Origin of the sequence: Thermogymnomonas acidicola JCM 13583, assembly GCF_001316105.1 — an archaeon.
Lineage (GTDB): Archaea > Thermoplasmatota > Thermoplasmata > Thermoplasmatales > Thermoplasmataceae > Thermogymnomonas > Thermogymnomonas acidicola.
This window is the reverse complement of the sequence record NZ_BBCP01000003.1, coordinates 1-22665: the sequence shown is the minus strand read 5'-3', so window position 1 is coordinate 22665 and position 22665 is coordinate 1. Positions and strand designations below refer to the sequence as shown.

The 22665-nt window shown below is 56.5% G+C and carries 22 protein-coding genes, 2 tRNA genes and 8 pseudogenes; 13 read left to right on the top strand and 19 right to left on the bottom strand.

All coding sequences use genetic code 11. The features are described 5' to 3' along the window. The first annotated feature begins 3 nt into the window (after positions 1-3). From JCM13583_RS03140 to JCM13583_RS03125, 4 genes are read left to right on the top strand one after another with little or no spacing between them, the layout of a single operon-like run. Positions 4-369, top strand: coding sequence for a hypothetical protein (locus tag JCM13583_RS03140; RefSeq protein WP_075056670.1), 366 nt, complete (start codon positions 4-6; stop codon positions 367-369). Next, positions 366-620: a hypothetical protein gene (locus JCM13583_RS03135; RefSeq protein ID WP_075056669.1), complete on the top strand. Its 255-nt coding sequence runs from the start codon at positions 366-368 to the stop codon at positions 618-620. Before JCM13583_RS03140 ends, JCM13583_RS03135 begins: the two co-directional genes overlap by 4 nt. Before the next feature lies 1 nt (position 621). Beyond that, positions 622-1101 (top strand): enoyl-CoA hydratase/isomerase family protein, encoded by a 480-nt coding sequence (locus tag JCM13583_RS03130; RefSeq protein WP_075056668.1) that lies wholly within the window; start codon positions 622-624, stop codon positions 1099-1101. A 59-nt stretch (positions 1102-1160) separates the two neighbouring features. Then, positions 1161-1349, top strand: a complete 189-nt coding sequence (locus tag JCM13583_RS03125) for a hypothetical protein (protein ID WP_075056667.1) — start codon at positions 1161-1163, stop codon at positions 1347-1349. Here the strand turns inward: JCM13583_RS03125 and JCM13583_RS03120 are convergent. The 4 genes and pseudogenes from JCM13583_RS03120 to hemB form a co-directional block, all read right to left on the bottom strand. Further along, positions 1320-2161: pseudogene (locus tag JCM13583_RS03120) on the bottom strand (preprotein translocase subunit TatC). The gene JCM13583_RS03125 and the pseudogene JCM13583_RS03120 sit on opposite strands and share 30 nt — an antisense overlap. Position 2162: 1 nt before the next feature. After that, positions 2163-2456, bottom strand: coding sequence for a twin-arginine translocase TatA/TatE family subunit (locus tag JCM13583_RS03115; RefSeq protein ID WP_075056666.1), 294 nt, complete (start codon positions 2454-2456; stop codon positions 2163-2165). 64 nt (positions 2457-2520) lie between these two features. Beyond that, positions 2521-2871 (bottom strand): TA0956 family protein, encoded by a 351-nt coding sequence (locus JCM13583_RS03110; RefSeq protein WP_162509308.1) that lies wholly within the window; start codon positions 2869-2871, stop codon positions 2521-2523. A gap of 68 nt (positions 2872-2939) precedes the next feature. Continuing rightward, positions 2940-3937 (bottom strand): annotated as a pseudogene (gene hemB, locus JCM13583_RS03105) (porphobilinogen synthase). Positions 3938-3992: 55 nt separating this feature from the next. On the opposite strand from hemB, the gene JCM13583_RS03100 reads away from it, so the two are divergent. Further along, positions 3993-4283 carry a hypothetical protein gene (locus tag JCM13583_RS03100; RefSeq protein ID WP_075056664.1) on the top strand — a complete coding sequence of 97 codons (291 nt, stop codon included), beginning with the start codon at positions 3993-3995 and terminating at the stop codon, positions 4281-4283. Here JCM13583_RS03100 and JCM13583_RS03095 read toward each other — a convergent pair. The 6 genes from JCM13583_RS03095 to JCM13583_RS13720 form a co-directional block, all read right to left on the bottom strand. After that, positions 4268-4927 carry a hypothetical protein gene (locus JCM13583_RS03095; RefSeq protein WP_075056663.1) on the bottom strand — a complete coding sequence of 220 codons (660 nt, stop codon included), beginning with the start codon at positions 4925-4927 and terminating at the stop codon, positions 4268-4270. The two genes, JCM13583_RS03100 and JCM13583_RS03095, sit on opposite strands and share 16 nt — an antisense overlap. Beyond that, the gene (locus tag JCM13583_RS13725; RefSeq protein WP_171823397.1) at positions 4903-5064 is read right to left on the bottom strand and encodes a hypothetical protein; all 162 of its coding nucleotides are present in this window, start codon (positions 5062-5064) and stop codon (positions 4903-4905) included. Before JCM13583_RS13725 ends, JCM13583_RS03095 begins: the two co-directional genes overlap by 25 nt. Further along, the gene (locus tag JCM13583_RS03090; protein ID WP_162509307.1) at positions 5055-5441 is read right to left on the bottom strand and encodes a hypothetical protein; all 387 of its coding nucleotides are present in this window, start codon (positions 5439-5441) and stop codon (positions 5055-5057) included. Before JCM13583_RS03090 ends, JCM13583_RS13725 begins: the two co-directional genes overlap by 10 nt. A 38-nt stretch (positions 5442-5479) precedes the next feature. Beyond that, positions 5480-5722 (bottom strand): hypothetical protein, encoded by a 243-nt coding sequence (locus JCM13583_RS03085; protein ID WP_075056661.1) that lies wholly within the window; start codon positions 5720-5722, stop codon positions 5480-5482. Position 5723: 1 nt separating this feature from the next. Then, on the bottom strand, positions 5724-6092 hold the full coding sequence (locus tag JCM13583_RS03080; protein WP_162509305.1) for a DUF835 domain-containing protein: 369 nt from the start codon (positions 6090-6092) through the stop codon (positions 5724-5726). Between the two features lie 378 nt (positions 6093-6470). Then, positions 6471-6608, bottom strand: coding sequence for a hypothetical protein (locus JCM13583_RS13720; protein WP_171823396.1), 138 nt, complete (start codon positions 6606-6608; stop codon positions 6471-6473). Positions 6609-6734: 126 nt separating this feature from the next. On the opposite strand from JCM13583_RS13720, the gene mdh reads away from it, so the two are divergent. After that, positions 6735-7718, top strand: a complete 984-nt coding sequence (gene mdh / locus JCM13583_RS03075) for a malate dehydrogenase (RefSeq protein WP_075056659.1) — start codon at positions 6735-6737, stop codon at positions 7716-7718. Between the two features lie 3 nt (positions 7719-7721). Here the strand turns inward: mdh and queC are convergent. Together queC and JCM13583_RS03065 are read right to left on the bottom strand one after the other, a co-directional pair. Continuing rightward, positions 7722-8460 (bottom strand): annotated as a pseudogene (gene queC / locus JCM13583_RS03070) (7-cyano-7-deazaguanine synthase QueC). Positions 8461-8590: 130 nt separating this feature from the next. Beyond that, a complete protein-coding gene (locus tag JCM13583_RS03065) occupies positions 8591-8923 on the bottom strand; it encodes a 6-carboxytetrahydropterin synthase (protein ID WP_075056658.1) in 333 nt (110 codons plus the stop codon). Between the two features lie 84 nt (positions 8924-9007). Here JCM13583_RS03065 and JCM13583_RS03060 point away from each other — a divergent pair. Then, a tRNA-Arg gene (locus JCM13583_RS03060) sits at positions 9008-9085 on the top strand. Positions 9086-9359: 274 nt separating this feature from the next. Here the strand turns inward: JCM13583_RS03060 and JCM13583_RS03055 are convergent. Beyond that, the gene (locus tag JCM13583_RS03055) at positions 9360-10118 is read right to left on the bottom strand and encodes a DNA polymerase sliding clamp (protein ID WP_075056785.1); all 759 of its coding nucleotides are present in this window, start codon (positions 10116-10118) and stop codon (positions 9360-9362) included. Positions 10119-10522: 404 nt separating this feature from the next. Here JCM13583_RS03055 and JCM13583_RS03050 point away from each other — a divergent pair. From JCM13583_RS03050 to JCM13583_RS03040, 3 genes and pseudogenes are all read left to right on the top strand, one after another. Continuing rightward, positions 10523-11852, top strand: a pseudogene (locus tag JCM13583_RS03050) (Glu/Leu/Phe/Val dehydrogenase). 180 nt (positions 11853-12032) lie between these two features. After that, positions 12033-12107, top strand: a tRNA-Gly gene (locus JCM13583_RS03045). Positions 12108-12330: 223 nt separating this feature from the next. After that, positions 12331-12723 carry a DUF488 family protein gene (locus JCM13583_RS03040; protein WP_075056657.1) on the top strand — a complete coding sequence of 131 codons (393 nt, stop codon included), beginning with the start codon at positions 12331-12333 and terminating at the stop codon, positions 12721-12723. Positions 12724-12949: 226 nt separating this feature from the next. Here JCM13583_RS03040 and ppdK read toward each other — a convergent pair. Then, a pseudogene (gene ppdK / locus JCM13583_RS03035) lies at positions 12950-15652 on the bottom strand (pyruvate, phosphate dikinase). 278 nt (positions 15653-15930) lie between these two features. Between ppdK and JCM13583_RS03030 the strand changes: the two are divergent. From JCM13583_RS03030 to JCM13583_RS03020, 3 genes and pseudogenes are all read left to right on the top strand, one after another. Next, positions 15931-16803 (top strand): hypothetical protein, encoded by an 873-nt coding sequence (locus JCM13583_RS03030; RefSeq protein WP_075056656.1) that lies wholly within the window; start codon positions 15931-15933, stop codon positions 16801-16803. Positions 16804-16921: 118 nt separating this feature from the next. Beyond that, a pseudogene (locus JCM13583_RS03025) lies at positions 16922-17954 on the top strand (PTO1314 family radical SAM protein). Positions 17955-18021: 67 nt separating this feature from the next. Then, positions 18022-19617: pseudogene (locus tag JCM13583_RS03020) on the top strand (B12-binding domain-containing radical SAM protein); the annotation flags it as partial. A 274-nt stretch (positions 19618-19891) separates the two neighbouring features. Here the strand turns inward: JCM13583_RS03020 and JCM13583_RS03015 are convergent. From JCM13583_RS03015 to JCM13583_RS02995, 5 genes and pseudogenes are all read right to left on the bottom strand, one after another. Then, a complete protein-coding gene (locus JCM13583_RS03015) occupies positions 19892-20239 on the bottom strand; it encodes a hypothetical protein (RefSeq protein ID WP_075056655.1) in 348 nt (115 codons plus the stop codon). Between the two features lie 88 nt (positions 20240-20327). After that, positions 20328-20597, bottom strand: a complete 270-nt coding sequence (locus tag JCM13583_RS03010; protein ID WP_075056654.1) for a hypothetical protein — start codon at positions 20595-20597, stop codon at positions 20328-20330. Further along, on the bottom strand, positions 20594-21094 hold the full coding sequence (locus tag JCM13583_RS03005; protein WP_075056653.1) for a hypothetical protein: 501 nt from the start codon (positions 21092-21094) through the stop codon (positions 20594-20596). The genes JCM13583_RS03010 and JCM13583_RS03005 overlap by 4 nt, the downstream gene beginning before the upstream one ends. After that, positions 21055-21759, bottom strand: coding sequence for a hypothetical protein (locus tag JCM13583_RS03000; protein ID WP_075056652.1), 705 nt, complete (start codon positions 21757-21759; stop codon positions 21055-21057). The genes JCM13583_RS03005 and JCM13583_RS03000 overlap by 40 nt, the downstream gene beginning before the upstream one ends. Continuing rightward, positions 21740-22466, bottom strand: a pseudogene (locus tag JCM13583_RS02995) (ABC transporter ATP-binding protein). Before JCM13583_RS02995 ends, JCM13583_RS03000 begins: the two are co-directional and overlap by 20 nt. Positions 22467-22665: the final 199 nt, after the last annotated feature.

Below are 22665 nucleotides of genomic sequence, written 5' to 3'. Positions count from 1 at the left end.
GCAATGAGGGAGAACGTTGACCTTGAGATAATAAAGAGCGCGATACTCTTTGGGGGGGATATCGATGACGCGATGGCAAGGATCAGGAGCGCCACAGCCTGGGCCCAGATGATGGCAAGGGACCACCCTGAGAGGCTGAGGCACGTCCGCTACCTGGAAGCGCTCACCATAGTGAGGGAGTTCCTGGAGGGGGGGAAGATCGGCGTGGAGGACATGAGGCAGAGGATGCTGGGCCTGGGCGACCTCTTCGAAGAGATCGGCGAGGGCAAAGACGGCCTGCAGTACCTCACATACATTCTGGAGTTCGTCAGGGACCGCTACAATGTTAGGTATCCCAGGTATGACATGAAGAGGTGCGATGACCTATGAGGAGGGAGTTTGAGAAGTGTTTCGAGCACCTTACGGAGGACGAGGAATCCGCGGCCGAGTGCATACACTGCCTGAAGAAGCACGGAGAGCAGGTGCTTTACGACGAGAAGGAGAGAAGGCTTAAGCTGGCCAGGGAAGCCTATGACAGGCGGTACGTGAACGCGATGAAGACGATATCTGAGATACTGAAGGTGAAATCCAGGCAGGACTATGAGGAGATAGATAAAAAGTTCAACCTGACCATGTACTGATATGGCTGGCGGGATCCGCACAGAGAAGCATGGACAGCACATCAGGGTCGTTATAGATGCTGGGCAGGGCAACCAGCTCTCCACAGACGGCCTGAGGTCTCTCCTCTCAGCCCTTGCAGATGCCCTTGCGGCAGGCCCGCAGTGGCTGACGCTGATGGGTGCTGGCGGGGGGGACCTCAGCAGGGGGGGATTCCAGGCCACGTGCCTTTCCCTGAACGATGCTGGCTTCCTCAGGGAGGCAAGGTCGCTGGCAAGGAACGTGTCCCGGCTGATGATGAGGGATTCCTGGGTAACAGTGGCACTTGTGGACGGTTACGCGCTTGGCTTGGGCCTCGAGCTCGCGCTCTCAGCTGACCTGGTCGTAGCAACACCGAGGTCCAGGTTCGGCATGCCGGAGCTCATCTTCAAGTTCCCACCGCTCACAGACGTCCTGACAGACCCGGTGGGAAAACTCAGTGCTGCTGCCATGGGGGGGAGATAAGGTCGGGAAGGATCTTCGGCGCAAGGGAGGCCCTTGAGCTCGGAATCGTTGATTACATTGTGCCACCAGGCTCAGGCATCCTCGAGTTCGAAAGCGGTCTGCTCAGGAGCCTGGACTGGCGATCTGTAGTTGCCAGGAAGCGCAGCCTACCTCTCAGAGAAATAGGTAGGGATACTGCCATATATGCCTACCTAAACAGCATAAGGCCGGATGTGAGGTCACTGGAGGGCCTGAGAAACACTCTTTGATTCGGCCATCATCTTCCTCTCCACCCTCCTGGACACGTACGCCCCGGCGAAGTAAAGGGCGATCATCGGTATGGCCATTATCGTCATGGTGAAGCCGGTCACACCGGGAGAGAATACCATGCCAAAGACCAGGGACGCAATCACCGCGTACCTCCACCCCCCCCGATCCATGTCTCCGAAGATACCATGCCCGTCCTGGTGAGGCCAACCATGATCACTGGGACCTCGAATGACATGCCGAAGGCGAAGATGTAGATCAGGATGAAGGATATGAAGCTGGTCAGGCTTATGGTCGGGGGGGAGGCGCCTAGGCCCAGGTCGTATGACCTGAAGACTATGAAGAGCCTCGGTGCAACGAACCAGAGGCCGAAGAAAGCACCGAGTGCGAACAGCAAGCTGGCCGGAACCGTGACCATGCGGATGAGCTGCTTCTCGCTCTTCCTGAGCGCGGGGGGGCCGATGAACTTGCCCATTTCCCTTACAATAACAGGCATGGAGAACACCACAGCCAGGAACATCGAAGTATCAAGGTCTGCCACAACACCGTCCTGTGGCTTCAGGATGATTATCTCAGTGCCCTTGGGGGGGAGCACGTGGTGTTCTATGAGACCGAGGAACTGGATGCCCATGTTGTGGTAGATTGTGGGCAGTATCACCGGGACAGGGGGGGTTCCATACAGAGACATGAACGACAGCCTGAAGAACATGAATACTGTTGTGAGGAGCCCGAAGGCTATCAGTATCCTTATGAGCCGTACCCGCAGCTCGGAGAGGTAGACAAAAAGCTTGGGCAGCAGCTCATCATCGCTCATATCAGTTCTTGATCTTTTCCGCTATCTCTCTCTTCAGCTCTTCCTCGCTCTTGCCCTCAGGGTTAATGCCCAGGTTCCTGGCCGCCTCAACCACATTGACGTTGACCGTCTGGGTGGCCGCACCTGCCCTGGTGGCGTTCTCTATCTCCCTCTGTATCTCCATCTGTCCCCCCCTCCTGAACTCCCCCCCAGTTGCCCTGCCTATGCTCCTTGCGAGTTCAGGGATCTTCTTGCTTCCGCCGAAGAGTATGGCTGCGACCACCACTATGATTAGTATCTCCTCGATACTGATCATCGCTAAACGATTGAAACTTTTTATTTAAGGTTATGCGGAGTGACTCCTGTGATCCGGCGTGGTATCAGGACACATCAATCTCCACCTGGAAGCCACTGTCCCTGAACCTCCCGGCAATGCTCTCTACCTCCCTCATCACCTCGTCCGGGAGGTGCGAGAAGGACAGGGCCACCACCTTCCTGTCCCTGTTGGCCACCACAAAACCAAGGGTCCTGTCCTCAGGCATGACCTCGTCTGTCCTGGCAAAATTCTGAATGAACTCCGACATGCTCTCCTCTGGATATTCAGATGTGAGCACATCCAAGAGCCCCCCCCTCAGCGATGCCGAGAACTTCTTCATCTCCACGCATATGGTGGACGGGTGCATGCCACCCACTGTTATGTTATACATCGCACACTCTGTCACGCGAACCACCGGCACTCATGGTTTCATTGTCCCCCCCTCCATATCCCGAACAGTGACATAGTATTTGCGAACATGCCTTACCTTCCGATGATGCCAGAGAGGTCTCCACGGGCCAGTGGCTCAGCGAAGTAGGTTATCACTATGTCTGCGCCTGCCCTGAAGAACGATGTTACTGCCTCGTAGATGCTCTCTTCCGGCAGTATGCCTGCCCTGACTGCATTGACGAGCATGGAGTACTCCCCGCTCACGCTGTATGTGGCCAGGGGGGGAAGGTCAAAGCGTTTCCTCGCCTCACTAATCACGTCAAGGTAGAAGAGTGCAGGCTTCACCATGACTATGTCTGCCCCTTCCTTACATCCTCGTCAATCTCCCTCATGGCCTCCCTGAGGTTCCCGTAAGGCATCTGGTATGAACGCCTGTCACCGAAACGCGGCCTGGACTCTGCAGCGTTCCTGAACGGGCTGTACATCGAGGACGCCATCTTGGCACTGTATGCCATGATGAGCGTGTCCTTGAAGCCACTGTCTGTCAGCGTCTCCCTTATGGCGGCGACCTGGCCGTCCATCATGCCGCTCGGGGGCGATTATGTCAGCGCCGGCCTCCGCATAGGTTGCCGCTATCTTCCTGTAGATGTCAAGGGTCATGTCGTTGTCCACTTCATTCCCCCCCCTGACTATGCCACAGTGGCCATGGTCCGTATACTCACAGAGGCACAGGTCTGCCGCCACCACGAGGTCTGTCTGGTCCTTGGCCAGCTCTATGGCCCTCTGCACAATGCCATTCCTGTCGTAGGCGGAGGTGCCCATGCTGTCCTTGACCTTCGGTACCCCCCCGAACAGCAGGATGCTCTTCACCCCCCCGCTTCCTCCAGGGACCTCAGGTAGTCGCCAAGAAGCCCCCCCAGTGAGTACCTCCTCACCCCCCCCGGCATGGAAGAGACCTCCACGGATCTGTCAGTGGTCTCATCCACGAAGACCGGCATCATCATCTTTCCTGTGTCTATTGACGTCTCAGACAGGAGGTCCCGGATCTGCTGGCTCCTCCTCAGCCTCCTGAGCCTCGTCACGGGGAACATGTTCTAATGATTGCTCCACCATAATTTAATCTTCCCGGGCTATCTGGGGGGCGGCATGTTTGCCGTATCTGTGCGCGGTGAACTGGTGTCTGGCAGCGCCATAGACAGGGATTTCATCTCCTCCCTTTTGTCCGGGAGGGCGGGCATTGAAGTCTCAATCCTCTCCAACAGGGTTGTCGTTGTCTGCAGGGTGGAGGACGAGGACTGCATGTCAGCCATGCGCAGGGCCACGCACCAGGTCATGGATGTCATGATATCAATATTCGAGAAGGGCTGGCGGTGCTCCGGAGGCCTCTGGAAGATAGGCTCCGTGGAGGTCTCTGAAGTCGCTCAGACCAGCATGTGAAGCTTCAGCCTCGGCCAGCCTTTCTGGGTGTAATCTGGCATGGAGAGGTAGAGCGCGTCCGGCCTCGAGTGGACCAGGACGAAACCGTGGTAGTCCCGAATGTGTATCGTTATGTTTGCGTAGTGGGTTAGCCTCTCGTAAGCGTCCTGATCAGCGATCAGTATAACGATCCCGGTACTCCTTATGTCGTTGATCAGGTTGACAAGGTCTCCATAGTAACTGTCGCCGTAAACGAAGCTCAGGAAGTCTGTGGAGAAGAAGTAAACGTCGGGTCTCTCGGAATAGGACATGAAGAAGTCAAGCACCTCCTGTGGGAAGTCGTCTATGAGGCTCTTGCCCTCCAGGTTTATTATGTATGGGTTGTTCTTCTTTGACTTCTCCGCTATGACATAGTTCTTCATCTTCTCCGCGTCCACGCAGTTCACGAGCACCCCGGAGGTCTCGTAGCTGCTGGATGTCACGTCCATGACACCCCTACCTGCCGAGACTGTTCCGAGCGCTATGTTGTTCTTTATCAGGTTGACCACCTGGTCCACCTGGCTGGAGGTGCTCTCCCTGTGGATCATTATGAGCGTGCCTATGGGAACCGAGGGGGGGCTGCTGCTCTCCGTCAGCTTCTCTATTTCGAAACCGTAGATGGGCACCTCGAACTGCTCTCCCCCCCCGTCTCCTCCTCCGGCGTGATCCTGACGGCAGGGTATACGATGGGCACGTGTGTGAAAGACTTGAACCTGCCCTCGTTCAGCGAATAGAGGAACTGTGGGGATGACCCTACAGACACCCCCCCCTGAGCTTCTCCACGGTGGCGGTTCTTATCACGAAGCCCTCCCCCCCCGTGGAGTAGTCCATGGACACCACCCCCCCATCTGCAAAGTACTCGAGCTTCTGGTTCTCCCTGGCCTCTATTATCACGATCAGGTTCGCGTTGGAGCCCTCCACCAGGTCCCTGTAGATCAGTGAGAAGATCGCAGCGTCGCTCATCTCATATTTCTCTGCCAGCGCCTCTATGGAATCGAGGAGCAGTATCGGGCTCGAATCAATGTGCTGGTCAACGAAGTGGTACATGGCCTTCACTTCTGGCAGCATCTCCTCTATGTTAACCACGAGGCCGGAGAAGTTGGGCGATGAGGGGGGGTTGAACCTGCCCTCCTCAACCATTCGCTCCAGCCTGCCAAGAGATTCGGTGCATACCCTGGTCAGTGGCACCGATGTATCGACGTTCCTCGCCTCGCTGACCCAGGGGGGGAAAGTCTTGAGTACCGACTATCCTCAAACCTGGCTGGGAGGTAGTAGACCGGTCTCTCGGACCTCATCATGTCCAGGAAGTCAAGTGCGAATGTGGTCTTACCGGCTCCTGGCCTGCCCTTTATGATCAGGGACTTGCCGAAGTGCTGGTCAAAGAAGGCCCTGAGCTGACCCATCAGGTCCTGCTGTGCCATTTCACTCATCCGACTCCAGGTCTAGTTCCCTGATCTCATCAGGATCCCATGGCTGCGCGAACCTGGTTACCTGGCCGAACTGTATCGGGTCCATTGCCTCCCTGGATATGGCGTTGATGAAGTAGGCGTTCTTCTCTATGCATATGCTCTTTATCTGCTCGAAGGCCCGGTTGACCTCGTAAAATGGGTGGTACATGTTGAGGAGGTCGAAGACGTCCAGGAACACGATGTTGGACCTGCCGCTCGCCACCCTCTTGCCAATGGTGTCCGCAATGAACGACAGGTTCACGGGCCTGTTCCTGTTGCCCCCCCATCGAATCAGTAACCCACACCATGTTGTCCTCACTGAAGAGTTCGGGGGGGAAGTCAACCGAGAGGTTGTACCTTGATGCTACCAGTACCCTTGACTTGTCTATGTGCCTTGAGTAGAGGAGCTCGAGGAAGCGCTCGAACCTGGACGGGTCCGTGTAATAAGGTATGCCAGGGTACAGGCCATTCTTGGCAAGGTAAACTGATGTCCTGTCCACACTCCGGAGGTTCCTGAACCTCTGGTTCACGAGGCATTTCTTCAGTTCCGAGAGTGCCTCCCTGTACCTCCCCCCCTCAGAGATCCTGACACTCTCACAGCTGTATAGGAGCATGTCGTCCAGTGAAACGTTACCATCGTAAACTATTATGGGAAAAACTTTTCTATCCGCACTGACTAGGATGCCCCTCAACTCTTCACCGATACCGGTGCCTGTGACTATTATGAGTGGGCTCCCCCCCTCTCCATGCCAGGTATTGTACCGGCAATATCCGTGACAGCCTCGGCCTCGAAGCCAGCGCTGAGCACAAGCTTCACGAACTCGCTGTGCTTGCCATCAACGTCATAGACGCCTATCATGGAGTGCCTATCCATTACCTAGTTTTTATTTAAAGGTTTCATCAGTACTCAGGTTGTAAGAAAATTTCCACGTACCACCTCAGCCCTGAGGGCAAACAGTTTTTACTCCCGCAGGGATACCTGTTTATGTCCAGAAGCAAGATATCAGTGATAGGCGCTGGAAACGTGGGTGCCACACTGGCGCAGTTCCTTGCCATAAGGGAACTGGGTGATGTGTACCTCTTCGATGTCGTCCAGGGGGGGGTGCCAGAGGGCAAGGCACTTGACATACAGGAGGGCGCACCGCACTGGGGGGGATACGACAGCAACGTCGTAGGCTTCACAACTCCGGGCCAGGAGGCCTACAAGAACCTGGAGGGCTCGGATGTAGTTGTTGTAACCGCAGGCCTCGCAAGGAAGCCCGGAATGAGCAGGGATGACCTGCTCGGGAAGAACGTTGAGATAATGCTGGATGTGGGCAGGAATATAAAGAAGTATGCTCCCGACGCAGTCATAGTTGTTGTCTCAAACCCGGCAGACATAATGGCTTACGCCATCCAGAAGATAACCGGGGCCAGGCCAGAGAGGATCATGGGCCTCGGCGGCTCGCTTGACAGCGCCAGGTTCAGGACTTTCATAGCGAAGGAGCTCAACGTATCCGTTGAGGACGTGAACGCCTTTGTCATAGGCGGGCACGGTGACGACATGGTGCCGTTCATCAGGTACTCCAGCGTTGCAGGCATCCCTATCACCTCACTCCTGAGCAAGGAAAAGATCGACGCCATAGTGAAGAGGACCAGGTTCGGCGGCGGCGAGATCGTCGACCTCCTGAAGACGGGCAGCGCTTACTACGCACCCGGTGTCTCAATCCTGGCCATGGTGGAATCTATAGTGCAGGACAAGAAGAGGGTGATCCCGTGCGCCGCATACCTGTCAGGGAAGCACGCTGAACACTACGGGGGGGCCAGCGGGATATTCATAGGTGTTCCCATAAAGATAGGGAAGGAGGGCGTTGAGGAGATCTACGACATAGACTTCACGCAGGAGGAGAGGGAGCTCTGGAACAAGACAGTGCAGTCAGTGAAGAACAACTGCCAGAAGGTTGACTCCTTCCTGAGCGGGAAGCTCTGACCCTCAGGGCCTCCCTTTTTTCAGGTATTCACTGTAGAATTCTGGAAAACTCTCATATTCCAGCGGGTCTCTTAGGCCCGCCTCCATGAAGCCCCCTGAGCCTGAGCTGGCACGAATCGCATCGGCCACAGGCTGGGCGTTTTCCCTCGTAGCATGAAGTGGTCAGGTGGTATGGCGCCCCCAGGGAGGAGCCTAGCCTTATAATCTCAGCCTTTGAGAGGTACTGCAGCGGCACCTCTATGTGGAACCCCCCCTTCTCGTTTCCGATCCTCGTGCCCAGAGAGAGTGCCCTCTCCATCGCACTGAAGTATGCTGGCCTGCAGTCAGGGTAGCCGGAGTAGTCGATTGCGTTGGCGCCTATCATGATCCTGTCTATGCCCCCCCTAACCTCGGCTATGGCTGCCGCCACTGACAGGAATATGGTGTTCCTGCCGGGCACATACGTGTTGGGCACGCTCTCACCGATCTTCTCTATGTCCCTCTTCTCCACAGGCATCTCCGAGGTGAGCGAACTCCCGCCCACCTGCCTCAGGTCGATCTTGAAGACCGTGTTCTCCACGCCGTAGAAATCCGCCACGCTCCTGCTGCTTAATAGTTCGATATTGTGCCTCTGGCCATAGTCAAAGCTCAGCGTGGCCACATCATAGCCCTTTTTCAGGGCATAGGCAAGGACCGTGGTAGAATCGAGGCCACCTGAGAGGAGCACGAGCGCTGAGGTCACTGGAGCGCCACCTCCCTGCATGCCCCCCTGCCCGGGGGGGCCCTCGTAGAGGCACAGGGAGACCCTGCTTATGTTATCAGGGAACTTCACCTTCTCCATTACCTTTTTCAGGATGAAGCCGGAGAGCTCCTCGCTGCTCGTGTCCGTGACGTCACAGAGGACAGCATCTGATGAAGGCACGGTCATGCTCTTCCCCCCCTCCCACTGCACCCTTATGCTCGTGCCCTCTTTCCTGACATCGGCCCTGGGGGCACCTGGTGGGTATCAGTATCCTGTGGTCCACCTCTTCCAGAGCCTCCCTGACCGCAGCCTTGAGCGGTATGAAGTCCATGAGTATGGATTCCCTCGTCTCACCTTCGATCCTGAGAGAGACTGCATAATCGTGGCCATGCAGCCTAGAACATTTGCCCAGGCCCGGTATGAAGTGCGCGGCTGAGAACCTCAGGTTCGCTTCCCAGCCATTTACCTCGATGCTGACACTCATGGGACATCGGATCACGATAAGATTAATATGGGTTTCCGGGAGGTCGTGAAACTTTAAAATATCACAGTGCCTTAACCTCTCTGTGGGCGCGTGGCCTAGCCTGGATACGGCAACAGCCTCCTAAGCTGTAGATCAGGGGGGGTTCAAATCCCCTCGCGCCCGTTGTGAATTCAGGAATTCCTGGCATCTGTGTTTCTGAAATTACCGGTCGGAAATGACTAAGTCGGGATTCCACCATAACGCCTGTGCAACCATATGCCTTTGCAGCCTTACTCCAATGGGATGCTTTGTAAAACTGGGTTCAGTGATGAAAAGAGTTAAGCGGCATGCAGGTATGCGTCCATATGAGCTCGCAGAGACTCATCGGACTCATAATGATGGTGGTTTCAATCGCAGTGATAATTGCAGTCGCTGTGCTGATGAGGGTGAAGTAGTGTCACTGCTCCATCCTCGGGGGGGCCAGCAGGAATGTACCTTTTATAGCCCCCCCCTGCGTGCCGTCCTTTCCGTAGCCGAAGTTGAAATCTATGGACAGTGGGTAGTCGTCCTTGAAGCTGAGCTTTATCACGTCCGCGCTTGCTAGCGACTTGACGAACTTCAGCAGGTACTCAAGGGGGGGGTAAGAGCTCTTTATCGTAACGTTGCACTTTATCTCCTTCAGCATGTCCTTGGGAAGCCTGAGCTCGCTCTCCTCAGAATCGGAGACGGACCTTGCCCTGAACTCATCGGGCGTCAGTGTGAACCTGACCGCGTCTGATATGTCCTCCGCAGCCTTCAGCCCCCCCCTCTCCAGTTCGCTCTTGTTAAGCACCACATAGTAATCTGAAGAGATCTGTGGCACCCTCGGCGTGGTCACCGCCTGGCTGTCGAGAAGCGCTATGCTCTTCGCTATGGTGCCTATCTCGAACTTCAGCTTCTCCTTGTCCTTGCTCATGGTCACACTGTCGTTGCTGCTCGCCAGCTTTATCACGCTTTTGAGCCTCTCGACGTCTATTGCGATCTCCTCTTCGCTCTCCACCTGGTACTCTGAGAAAGCGCCCTTGGGGATCTCAAGGCTGATCATTGCGACATGTGCGGGATCAACGGCCTTCACAGTGATCCCGGACTGGTCTATCTTGAGTTTGGCCTCCGTCACGACCGTGTTGAGGAGGTCTGCGATCTCCCTGAGGTTCCTTACTGAAATGGTCAACCTCATCTGTCCCATCTCCTGAAGCTCTGCCATGTCATTCTCCTCCAGAGTAAGGCCACAACAGACCAGTGAATTTTATAGCACTGTGTGGCGATATGCAGACACCATGCGTGATGCCAGCATAAAAGTTTCTTCCCGCCGCGGTACAGGTGATGTATATTTTCCAGTATATCATGATAAGCATGGATCTTGCCTCGTCTTTCATATACCATATAAAATGCAGGTTTAACCCTGGCCTCCTGCCCATCGGCTTGGAATATTTTCACCGTACGGCCACTGTCGTGGACAGTTGTCGCAGACATCATGTCATGTCATAGCAGATCCAGTAAAATAAGTCGCATGAAAAGTTTAATGGCTCTCATGCCATGCCCATGTGTCCCCCTCATTTGGGGGGGACATGTGGTGAAAGCATGACGGAAAATGTCCAGATATCCGGCAAAGTGAAGACCGGAGTGAGGGCAGATGGGGGGGAGGATCTGGATCCTTTTGACATAGCGCTGAAGCAGCTCAACAAGGCTGCAAGCGTGATGAACCTGGACCCAGAGGCGCTGGCCATACTCAGCCAGCCACAGAAGGTGCTCCAGGTGAGCATACCCGTGAAGATGGACAATGGGAAGACGAAGGTTTTCACAGGTTTCAGGGTAAGGTACAACACAGCGAGGGGGGGACCAGCCAAGGGCGGTATAAGATTCCACCCTGAGGAGACGCTCTCAACCGTTAAGGCACTCGCTGCCTGGATGACATGGAAGACGTCTGTCATGGACCTCCCCCCTCGGTGGAGGGAAGGGAGGAGTGATATGCGACCCGAAGAGCATGAGCCAGGGCGAGCTGGAGAGGCTGAGCAGGGGGCTACATAAGGGCAATAGCGGACTTCATCGGTCCCGAGGTTGATGTCCCTGCTCCGGACGTTTACACAACACCGCAGATAATGGCCTGGATGATGGACGAGTACGAGACGATCGTGAGGCACTCTGCACCGGGCGTGATAACCGGCAAGCCCATAGAGAACTGGGGGGGTTCACTGGGCAGGGGGGGTGACGCGACTGCAAGGGGGGGTGGCATGTTCGTCCTCAGGGAGGCTGCAAAGAGGGTCGGCCTTGACCTATCGAAGGCCACAGTTGCGATACAGGCTTCGGGAACGCCGGGCAGTTCGCCGTGAAGCTGGTCAGGGAGATGTTCGGCTCCAAGGTAGTTGCCGTTTCAGACACCAGGGGGGGAGGCGTTTACTCGCCGAAGGGGGGGCTAGACTACGCAAAGCTCATGGAGCAGAAGAAGAAGGCGGGAACCGTGCAGGGCCTTGCGGGTACGGAGGATATAACGAACGAGGAGCTGCTCGAGAGCGAGGTGGACGTACTCATACCCGCGGCGATCGAGAACCAGATCACTGCGAAGAACGCATCCAAGGTGAAGGCCAAGATAGTGCTGGAGCTGGCAAACGGCCCGACCACTCCAGAGGCGGACGAGATACTGTACAGGAACAAGGTGCTGCTTCTCCCAGACTTCCTGTCCAACGCAGGCGGAGTCACAGTCTCCTACTTCGAGTGGGTGCAGAACCAGACAGGGGGGGAGTACTGGACGGAGAACGAGGTCTACGAGAAGCTGGACAGGAAGATGACCAAGTCCACGCACGACGTGCTGGACACTGCAAACAAGTACAACGTTGACCCAAGGACGGCCGCTTACATAATATCTGTGAAGAGGGTGGCCGACGCAATGAAGGCAAGGGGGGGCTGGTACTGAGGTGCCAGTCCCGCACCTATAATTTTCCAGTGCGGAGAAGAGCGCCAACTTACACTTTTCGCTCAGGGGTGTGGCCTCTCGCTATTGCGAAGCCTGGTTTGCCTGCAGCGTTTTTCTGGTACGGGTGGTAATTTATCGCTGCGTATAGTTATAAATAATGGCTTGCCATTCTGGAGATGGGCGGAAGTAGTGTAGTGGTCATCACAGGGGGGGCTTCCCAAGCCCTTAACCCGGGTTCGAATCCCGGCTTCCGCATACTGGTTTTTTGAAGGGAGACCCGTGGAGTAGACCATCGGGGGGGGCATGTGGGTAAGTGCAAGGCAGGTTTCTAGGGGGGGCGCTGGAGATGGATAAACGTACGCTTTACCGGTTTAGATGGATGGAAGTATTGCGACACCCTGTGCACCGTGCCCAGTCTTAACTTGGTGAGTCCAGATCACCGGACTTTATAAATTGGGGGGGCTACATGTAATGTTGTATGGTTCGCGTCATGGTGAAGAGAGTTTACGACGCACCTTCTGAGGAAGATGGTTACCGAGTGTTTGTGGAGAGGCTCTGGCCGAGGGGGGGGATGAAGAAGGATGCCCTGAGGATGGACCTGTGGGCAAAGTCCATTGCACCCAGTGACGCCCTCAGGCGCTGGTACTCACATGACCCAGCCAGGTGGGATGAGTTCAGGAAAAGGTACAGGGAAGAGCTCTGCCACAGTAAAGAGCTCGAGGGGGGGCTGAGGCGGATGGACACGGTGACGCTCCTGGTCGCATCTAGGAGCGAGCTCAATGGTGCAGTAGTTATAAAAGGGATATTGGAGAACTGGGAGGAATTCCGGTCGTTCTGCAGGGAGAATGCGAGGAGGGCAGGGCTGCAGTAGCAAGTTCAGTCATTCATAGTCTCTGCCCGCACGCTCCCCCCCGGATTCCACTGTATCCCGGGGGGGCGCCCGGGCCCTTATCCCCCCCATGCCCAGCCCGGTAGTTGTAGGGCCAGTTTCCAGCCTTGCCTCACCAAGCCAGGCACCGCACAGCGAACAAAATGGAATAAAGAATGGAATAAAGATCTTAGGTTTTGATTGCTCATGGGCACTCTGACTGAAATCCTCAGGACTCCCTGCTCCCCCCCATCGCGCTCCTTATGGCAGCCCTCGCTGCAGCCAGCCTCGCAACGGGTATCCTCCTGGGCGAGGCAGATACATAGTCCAGGCCTATCGTGTGGCAGAACTCTATGCTCTCCGGATCTCCGCCGTGTTCACCGCAGATGCCTATCTCCAGATCCCTTTTGGTCTTCCGGCCCAGTTCAACCCCCCCGATCTTCATGAGCCTGCCCACACCGTCCAGATCTATGGAAGTGAACGGGTCATGCCTCAGTATTCCTCTCTCTATGTACTGCCTTATGAACTTCCCCCCTCTGCATCGTCCCTGCTGTAGCCGAAGGTCATCTGTGTCAGGTCGTTCGTCCCGAAGGAGAAGAAGTCCGCGAACTCCGCGATCCTGTCCGCCACCAGGCAGGCCCTGGGCACCTCGATCATTGTCCCGATCTTGTACCTTATCCTCCCCCCCTCAGTCCTCACTGGAGAACGTCTTCATTATGATCTCCCTCAGCTCCTTCATCTCGTTCTCATGGCCAACCAGTGGCACCATTATCTCGACGTTGGGCTCGATCCCCCCCTCTGACCTTACCCTGAGAGCGGCCCTGGCTATTGCCCTGACCTGCATCTCGTAGATCTCCCTGTGTATTATGCCGAGCCTGCAGCCCCCCCTGAAACCGAGCATGGGGTTGAACTCCTCCAGGTCTCTGACGGTTTCAAGCATCTTTTTGAGTTCCGCCGCACTTTCCCCCCCGTCAGCTGGCCCGGAGAGCCTTTCGAGTATCTCCTCCTTCTCCGGAAGGAACTCATGCAGGGGGGGCGGATCGAGGAGCCTTATTATCACTGGCATCCCCCTCCATCGTCCTGAAGAACTCCGTGAAGTCGCTTACCTGCATGGGGGGGAGCAGCCTGTCCAGGTACGATCTTCTCTCCTCACTGTCCCTGCTCATTATCATGGCCCTCACAACACCGATCCTGTCGTTGCCGAGGAACATCCTCTCCGTCCTCGCCAGGCCTATGCCCTTCGCACCGTTTCTCTTCGCGAGGGCCACCTCTTCAGGCGTGTTCGCGTTGGCCCACACCTGGAGCCTGCTGACGCTGTCACACACCCTAAGGAACTCGTCAATATCGTCTCTTTCCGCCACCTCCGTGACCCTGACCTCGCCTATGTAGCCCTGCCAGTGGTGCCGTCAACTGTCACCACATCTCCCTCCCTCAGGGTGAGGCCCCCTTGCCCTCAGCACTCCCCCTATGTGGTCCACCTCGATCTCCTCTGCGCCCACAACGGCTGGCTTTCCCATGGCCCTTGCGACCACGGCAGCGTGAGAGGTCATCCCTCCCTTCTGCGTCAGGAACCCGGCGCTGGCAGCCATGCCCCCCTCACATCGTCGGCCGTGGTCTCCGGCCTCACCAGGATCAGCCTCCGGCCCTGCTTCGAGAGCTCTATGGCCCTGTCCGAGGAGAAGACGATCTCTCCAGTGGCAACCCCCCCCGGTGAAGCCGCAAGGCCCGAGCAGATCACGGATCCGTCCTGCCCATCCTCAACCCTTGGGTGCATGATCCCCCCCTCTATGTGTTCTGGCTCCACCCTCATCACAGCCTCCTCCACGGATATCAGGCCCTCCTTCAACATGTCCAGCGTTATCCTCAGGTGAGCCCTCGGCGCCCTCTTGCCCACCCTGGTCTGCAGCAGGTAGAGTCTGCCACGCTCCACTGTGAACTCTATGTCCATCATGTCCCTGTAGTGCCTTTCAAGCCTGTCACAGGCCTCTACCAGGTCTCTGAATGCCCCCCCGGGCATGCGCCTCTCCATGCCGTAGACGTTCTCTGGCGTCCTTATACCGGCCACGACGTCCTCGCCCTGTGCGTTCACCAGGTATTCACCGCTCAGCCTCTTCTCCCCCCCTGTATTCGGGTCCCTTGTGAAAACCACCCCCCCTGTGGCAGAATCTTCCCCCCCCATGTTGCCGAAGACCATCTCCACGACGTTTACAGCAGTCCCCATCCCATCGTCTATCCCATTGATCTCCCTGTATGCCCTGGCCCTGTCGGAGTTCCAGGACCTGAAAACCGCCTCTATGGACATGAAGAGCTGCCTGTACGGATCCTGTGGGAACTCCAGGCCATGGTTCCTGTAGACCTCACCGAACTCCCTTACCAGGCCATCGAGCGTATCCAGGTCCATCATGTCTGCACTCCCAGGCCCGTTGTTCCTGGCAACCCTGAGTGTGGCCCGATCGAACTCCTCCTTAGGAATGCCCAGTACAGTGGTGCCGAACATCTGCATGAGGCGCCTCATGCTGTCCAGGGCGAAACGCCTGTCGCCGGTGAGGGCTACCATTGCCTCCATGGTCTCTTCATTGAGGCCAACGTTCAGCACAGTGTCCATCATTCCTGGCATGCTCACTGGCGCCCCCCCGGACCTCACCGATACAAGGAGTGGCCTTGGCCCCCCCTGCCGAAGCTCTTTCCGGTGGCCGCCTCAAGCCTCCCCCCCATGGCCTCCCTGACTTCGTTCACCAGGCCTCATCGAGCCTGCCGTGTTTCAGGTACCTCGTGCACTCCGCGGTTGTTATGGTGAAGCCCGCAGGAACAGGCAGCCCCCCCATCCTCCTCATCTCCGCCAGGCCTGCCCCCCCTTTCCACCCAGCAGGTGGACCAGGTGCATGCCACCCTCTCCCAGGTCGTAGATCCTCTTCTCCGTCCCTAAGTTCATGTTTGATCATTGCTCCGGTCTCTTTATAAAGTGGTGCTTTTGGTGTCCCTATCATGTGAGTATTAGATCTATGAATTATACTAAATCTATGAATATTCCACAAAGGAAACAAAATGTCGGGTATCTATGGGGGGGAAATCTTTAAGGCACTGGGACACTGAGGTAAGAATGTTTGTGAAAATTTCGGCGTCTTAATATATTTGTAAATTCATATAATACCCAGGGGGGGGTTGCCACTCGGAGAGATCATTAATTAAAAGGTGACCAATTGGCCTTCCATGCCTGTATACGTTGAGCCTGATGATGGAAAGGAGCCGGTGCTCAGGTTCATCAGGTCATCAAGGCGTTTCCTCCTCATGAACTTCTACCTGATCGATGACAGTGATGTCCTGAAGGCAGTTTCGGACACAATAAAGCGCGGTGCCCAGGTCAGGATCATTTACGATGGGAGGCCATACGGAGACAGCGACGTGACTGCGGAGGTGAAGGCACTGAATATGTCGGGCGCAAAGGTACGGAGGTCTCCGGCAGCGTTCGACAGGCCCGGCGTCTTCGACCATGCAAAGTACATGGTGAACGAGAGGCAGGCCCTCATAGGGACAGCCAACATGACAGCCGCTGCTTTCGGCAGGAACCGTGAGTTCATCTACATAACCAAGGACAGGGCCATAAGGAAATCCCTCATATCCCTGTTCAACTCCGACTGGGACGGAAAGGAAACCCCGAGGGTAACCCCAAAGATCATAACGTCTCCGGGCTCTGAAACATCCGTTTCATCCCTGGTTTCGAGGGCCATAATCGCAGAATCGGAGGAGATCGGCGATTCGAAGCCCGTGATGGAGGCCTTCAGGAAGCGGGGGCGCCACGTGAGGCTTGTGCTGCCATCCACCATAAGCGCCAGTGACAGGAAAAACGCGGAGCTCCTGAGGGAATCGCATGTCCATGTGAGGCTCATGGACGCGAAGAAGCTCTACATGCACGCCAAGGCCATCGTCGGCAGGGACTTTGCCTTCATAGGCTCCCAGAACTTCACATCCACCAGCCTGCAAAAGAACAGGGAGGTAGGTGTGATCCTGAGGGGGGGCTTCTTCGAGAGGAGGAAGGTGCGCAGGACAGTCCTGCACGATTACTCTGAGGCCCAGAAGGCCTAGGTCCCACTGGCCCTGAAACCACGCGTGCGCACGCATGAAGCCGACTCTTGACCCTTTTACTCAGTGCGATATTTATTGCTATGGAAAAGTATGAATAAAGATATGTGTTGGTTAGCACATGGGTCTATTCCAGCAGGTGGTCCTCAGGAGCATAAGGAGGCAGCTGTCCTCCCTGGGGTCTGAGAAGCGCCCCCCCTTCATTGCCGGGCACAAGCTGCTCTACACGTGCAACCTGAGGTGCAAGATGTGCCCGTTCTGGAGGCGCCAGGACGAGAAGCTCCTGAGCCTGGAAGAGGAGAAGCTCATGCTGAAGGCCCTTGCAGATTTCGGCGTCTCGTTCATGGGTTTTGAAGGCGGTGAGCCGCTTCTGAGGAGGGATATAAAGGACATACTGGCCGCATCACATTCACTGTTCCACACGTCCCTGGTAACCAATGGATGGTTCCTGAAAGAGAGGGCCAGGGACATAAAGGACTACCTGGACTACCTCTTCGTATCCATAGACGGGATAGGCGAGCTCCACGACAGGCTGCGCGGCATACCGGGCTCTTTCAAGAAGGCCGTAGAGGGCATTAAGGAGGCCACGAAGTACCTTCCAGTCTCAATAAGCAGTACGATTACCAGGGAGAACATGCACCAGGCGGAGGAGATAGTGGAGCTAGGCAGGTCCCTGGGCGTTTCCGTCAGCTTCCAGGTGGCATACGATTACTCCACAGCGGATAAGATGTCACCGGATGCACAGAGGCTCCGCGGTGTGCTGGAGAGGCTCCTCGAGATGAAGAAGCAGGGGTACCCCCCCATAGTGGAGTCGAAGGAGTACTTCATGAGCGTTATAAACTCATGGTACCATAATGACCCGTGGGAATGCAAGCCATGGCTTACCATAAACATAGACCCGCAGGGAGGGTCGTGACGCCGTGCTACGTGCTCAATGAGTATTCCGGAACACAGAGGGTCTGGGAGACGGATCTGAGGAAGCTCTGGGCCTCCATAGACTGGGACAGTTACAGGAGCTGCAACAAATGCGCCCTCTCATGCTACCTCGAGCCTCACTCTTCTCATGGCGCAACCCATCCATGGTGAGGGAGAGGATAATAGACAACGTCATATCCTATATAAGGTCACGGGGGGGCTCACCTGCGCCGCAGTAATAAATCCATGACATCTATGTTTCCCGTTTTCAAAACAGTTATATTTACTGAAGTATAATATTGCAACATGGCCAGGATAGTTCTCACCGCAGACAGGGGGGGCTCATTCACGGAGTACGCTGGAGTGTCAACGCTCGGCTACGTGGCCTGCATGCCGGCCAGGCTTGTCCCCCCCAGGCTGATGATGGACAAGATGTTCACGCCGCCCAACGCGTACCACAGGAACGGGGGGGAGGCTACGGTGGCCCCCTTACGCGCTCAGGAAGGTCGAGGCAGTCCTAGTTAATGCCGGTTTCAACGACGTTGTAGTCTCGCCCCCCAGAGGCCCTTGAAAGGGTCGTGGGGGGCCAGATACGAAACTCCTCGGTATAACTGTCCACGATCCCCTCGGCCTGAGCCCTGTTGCCTTCAAGCTCACCATGCTGTTTGGCGGAGGCCCATCCTGGACAGCGCAGTTCTTCACTGAGCTGTCGGAGAAGATCGCCAGGCTCAAGAGGGCCTACAACTTCAAGGTCTTTGCAGGGGGGGGCCCGCAACATGGCAGCTTGCGCTTGAGAGGCCGGAATGGGTGGACACCATATTCTACGGGGGGGAGGCCGAGGTCGATCTCCCGGAACTGGTGAGGAAGGCCCTCAACGGTGAGCAGCTGCCCAGGGACATGAAGGGCAGGGACCCGAAGGTGGAGCAGATACCCACCATAGTGAAGCCTGCCAGGTTCGGGGGGGAGGTTCAGGTAACAAGGGGGGGCTGCCCCCAGGGGGGGGTGCCAGTTCTGCTCCATCACGCCCGAGACTTTCAGGACAATACCCCCCCTGGAATCTGTGATGAAGGAGGTCGAGCTGAACCTGAAGCACGGCTCTAGGAACATAGAACTTCTCACAGACGACATACTGCTCTACGGCGCAAAGAGGCTCGTGACGAACCACGAGGCGGTGGTCAAGCTCTTCGAGTCTGTCAAGAAGGCGGGAGCGGAGCAGATATTCTTCCCGCACATATCTTCGCCGGCGGTGCTGGACAGCCCGAAGACGGTGGAGGAGATATCGCACATTGCGGAGTACGACAAGTATATGGCTGAGGCCCCCCCTGTGGTCGGCCTGGAGAACGGCAGCGAGAGGATAATCGCCAAGTACATGAGGGGCAAGCCGTTCCCGTGGACCCCCCCGCAGACTGGAAGGACGTAATAATAAGGTCCACGGCCATACTTAACGATGCCTACATTACGCCATGCTACACCATGACCATAGGCTATCCGGACGAGACTGATGAGGATGTGGAGAAGAGCATAGAGATGGTCGAGGACATATACGCGGAGAAGCTGAGGGCCTGGGTCTTCCCGCTGCCGGTTATACCCATGGGAACGTCCAGGATAAGGCAGAACCCGTTCCCGGTCATGGAGAGGCTGCCAAAGAAGTACTGGGAACTCCTCTACGTATCCTGGAAGCACGACCTGGAGGTCACAAGGCAGGTCTTCCCATACATGACGAGGCGTGTGGGCAACGGGGGGGCGGTCAGGTACCTTGTGAACATGATAATGGACAGGACGTTCAGCCACATCGAGGGCATATTCAAGGAGCTCATGGAGACCAACGGCCAGAAGGCAAGGGAGTTCAGCAGGATCGAGCTGAACAGCTTCTTCGGCCTGATGAAGACCATCTACTGGCTGGGCACAACGGTCTTCACGCCGCCCTCCAAGAAGGAGGAGGACGTTGCGGTTTCGCCGGAGCTAACGCCCACTAGCTCAGCTGCACTATATCGTCCATGAAAGGTATGGGGGGGAAGCCCTCCCCCAGACCTCCATAACATCGATCTGAGTTTCACAGGGTTCTCGGGGCAGCTTATGCTTTCGCCCGTCTGTGATGCGTACTGCTCGCACTGTGCACTCACGTTGTATGTTATGATGAACGTGTGCACGGATTCAGGAATCACGCTGATTGCCTCTATCTTGCCGAAGGAATCTGGCGTGAACTCGGTGCTGAACCCGCCTTCCAGGGTGCTGTAAGCCTCACCTGCGGAGAGTGTGAAGACGAAGCCCACCTGACCGTGGCCGTCAGGGTCTGTGAGGACACCAAGCGGTGGGTTGTTCCTGGCCGGCCCCCCATGTTGACCAGCGGGGCATCGTCCATGGTTACCGGGAAACCGAAGACCTTCAGGTACACCGGCCAGAAGGCCCCCCCACCGAACACGTACCCGTCCCTGATCAGTATGACAGAGCCCTTGCCGCCCCCCACGTTCCTTAACTTCCACTCAACTATGCCAGATGCCTGGTCATACCAGGCCCAGCTCACCCTAATGCTGGGTTGACCTACCCTAATCATGGCCATGGACACTCACGGACATACTGCGGCGCTTTGGATAAACTATCCTCCCGCACTCTCAGACAAAACCCCCCCTTTCGGTGAGCATGTTCACCAGGTGCCTCCAGAGCTTCCTTCTGGCCAGTATGTAGGCCGTTATGCAGTACATTGTGGCGGACACCGCTAGCCCGAAGGTGAGGAAGGCCACCGAGACGAAGGCGAGGAGGTAGAGGACAAGCATCGGGAGTACCAGGAGGAACTGCCTCCCGCTGTAGGTCTGCGACATGAACTCGCTGTCCGTGATCTGCACAGGGGCGTACCTTGCAGTAAGGAACGCATATATTATCACAGCAGTTGGGATATGCCCAGGAATACCGGCACTGAGTTCAGCGCAAAGTGCAGCCCCCCCATGAAGTAGAGGAAAACGTTGGCCACGGTGAATGGCGCCATTATTATGTATGACTGGGCCATCTTTGAGAGCATTGCATACCTGAAATAGGAGGCCAGGTCCATGGTCATGGGCCCGGCCCACAGCCTCTCGTTCGATATGGCGCCCTGGGAGAACAGGATAGGGAGTATCACGCTGACATACCCGCTGAACAGGAAGGTGATTATGTTGAAGTTGTCACTGCCGAAGGAGATCCTGGCAGAGGGGGGGAGCGTGAGGACCACGGCCGCGTAGACCGCTGCAACCGCCGAAGAGAAGAGCACGATGGCCTTGGTGCTGCTCCTTATCTGCGAGACCCTTATGCTGCCGCCGGCGCTCGAGCGGGAGCTGATGTCTATGAGGTTCATGTACCTGCGGACTATGGCCCTCCTCGGGGGGGTGAGGCCGGAGAAGCCCATCTCGCTCCTGAACTCTTCCCTGCCAGAGAGCCTGAGGCCCCCCCTCCGCGAAACTTGTCCTCGTGATATTCCTGTAGGAGTAGGCCAGGAAGATTGAGCCGAGAGCAGCTGAAACAGCCGTGCCGCGGGGGGGAATAGGAGACCAGGGGGGGGCTTGTGAAGGAGTACCGGAAGCCAAGGAGTGGGCTCAGCGCGAGCAGGGCCATGACCGCGCTCACGACGACCCTCCTGGGCAGGGTGAGGGAATAGTTGATTATGCCCACTCCTGTCAGCATGCCGGCAGTGCCAATGAGGGCAACCACGGCCAGCCCTATGGCAATGGGGGGGTGACCCAGGAACCTGAAGATCACGAAGAGGAAGTAGGCCTCGGAGACTCCCGTTGTCAGGAACTGTGCCAGGAGAAGCGAGGAACCGAGCTTCCTCCTGTCAAGCGGCATGGTGAACAGGAAGTCCCTGTCCGGCCTCCTGACAGCGACGCCGCCACTGACCCCTATCACCAGGAAGAGGAAGGCCGTGAAAGTCAGTGCGTATATCACATCATCATTGCTGTGTGGGCTGAAGAAGCCTATCAAACCTGAATAAAGGAGGAGGAGGACGGTGAGTGCCAGGAACCCCCCCCTGGTGAACCTCGTTCTCAGGATAAGGCTATTCAGTGTGTACCTCATCCTCCATCATCCTCGCCACTGCCCTCTCTATGGTCTCATCGGTCGACTTCCTTATGTTGTCCAGGGGGCCGGAGTACACGATGTTCCCGTGCGTGATTATTATGGCGCTGTCAGTGAGCTTCTCCGCGATGGACATGATGTGGGTTGACACCAGGAAGGTTGCTCCCAGGCTTTCCAGGAAGTCAACAACCTGCTCCTGCGTGGGTATGTCAAGGTAGTTGAGCGGCTCGTCGAGTATGGCTATCCTGGGCTTGTGGATCAGTGCCATTGCAATGGCAGTCTTCTGCCTGTTTCCCCCCCTGGAGAGCTTCTGTACCTTGTATTTCTCCATCTGCTTGAGCGAGAGTATCTCCAGCATCTCCTCCGTCCTGGCCTCTGGGTCGCTGACGCCCCCCCTGAGTGCCGCCATATACTCTATATTCTCCCTCACGGAGAGGACACCGTACGGGATGGCGTCCTCTGGCAGGTATCCTATCAGTGCCTTAGCCTCGTTGGAACCGGCCCTGTGGCCACCCACCATCACGTCACCCATGTCAGGCTCGAGGAGGCCCGCTATGAGCTTGAGTGTCGTGGACTTCCCTGCCCCCCCGTTGGGGGGGCCCAGGAGGGAGTACCTCTCCCCCCGGCATTATCCTGAAGGATATGCTGTTGAGGGCAGTAGTCTTTCCGTAGTTCTTGACGACGCCGCTGAGCTCAATGTCTGGCACGGTCATCTCACCATGTATAGTATGATGGGGTTATTAAGGGAATGCACCCTGGCCTGCGCCACGCTTTTCTTGCCTGTACCAACTGCATGCCGCTGAAGTGGCGCATGAACTCAATCTGGCACACGGACAGCATGGCAAAGTGGCTTCATTGGTGAGATACGGCACCAGGCGGTGGAGGGGCACAGCCCATGAAAAAACA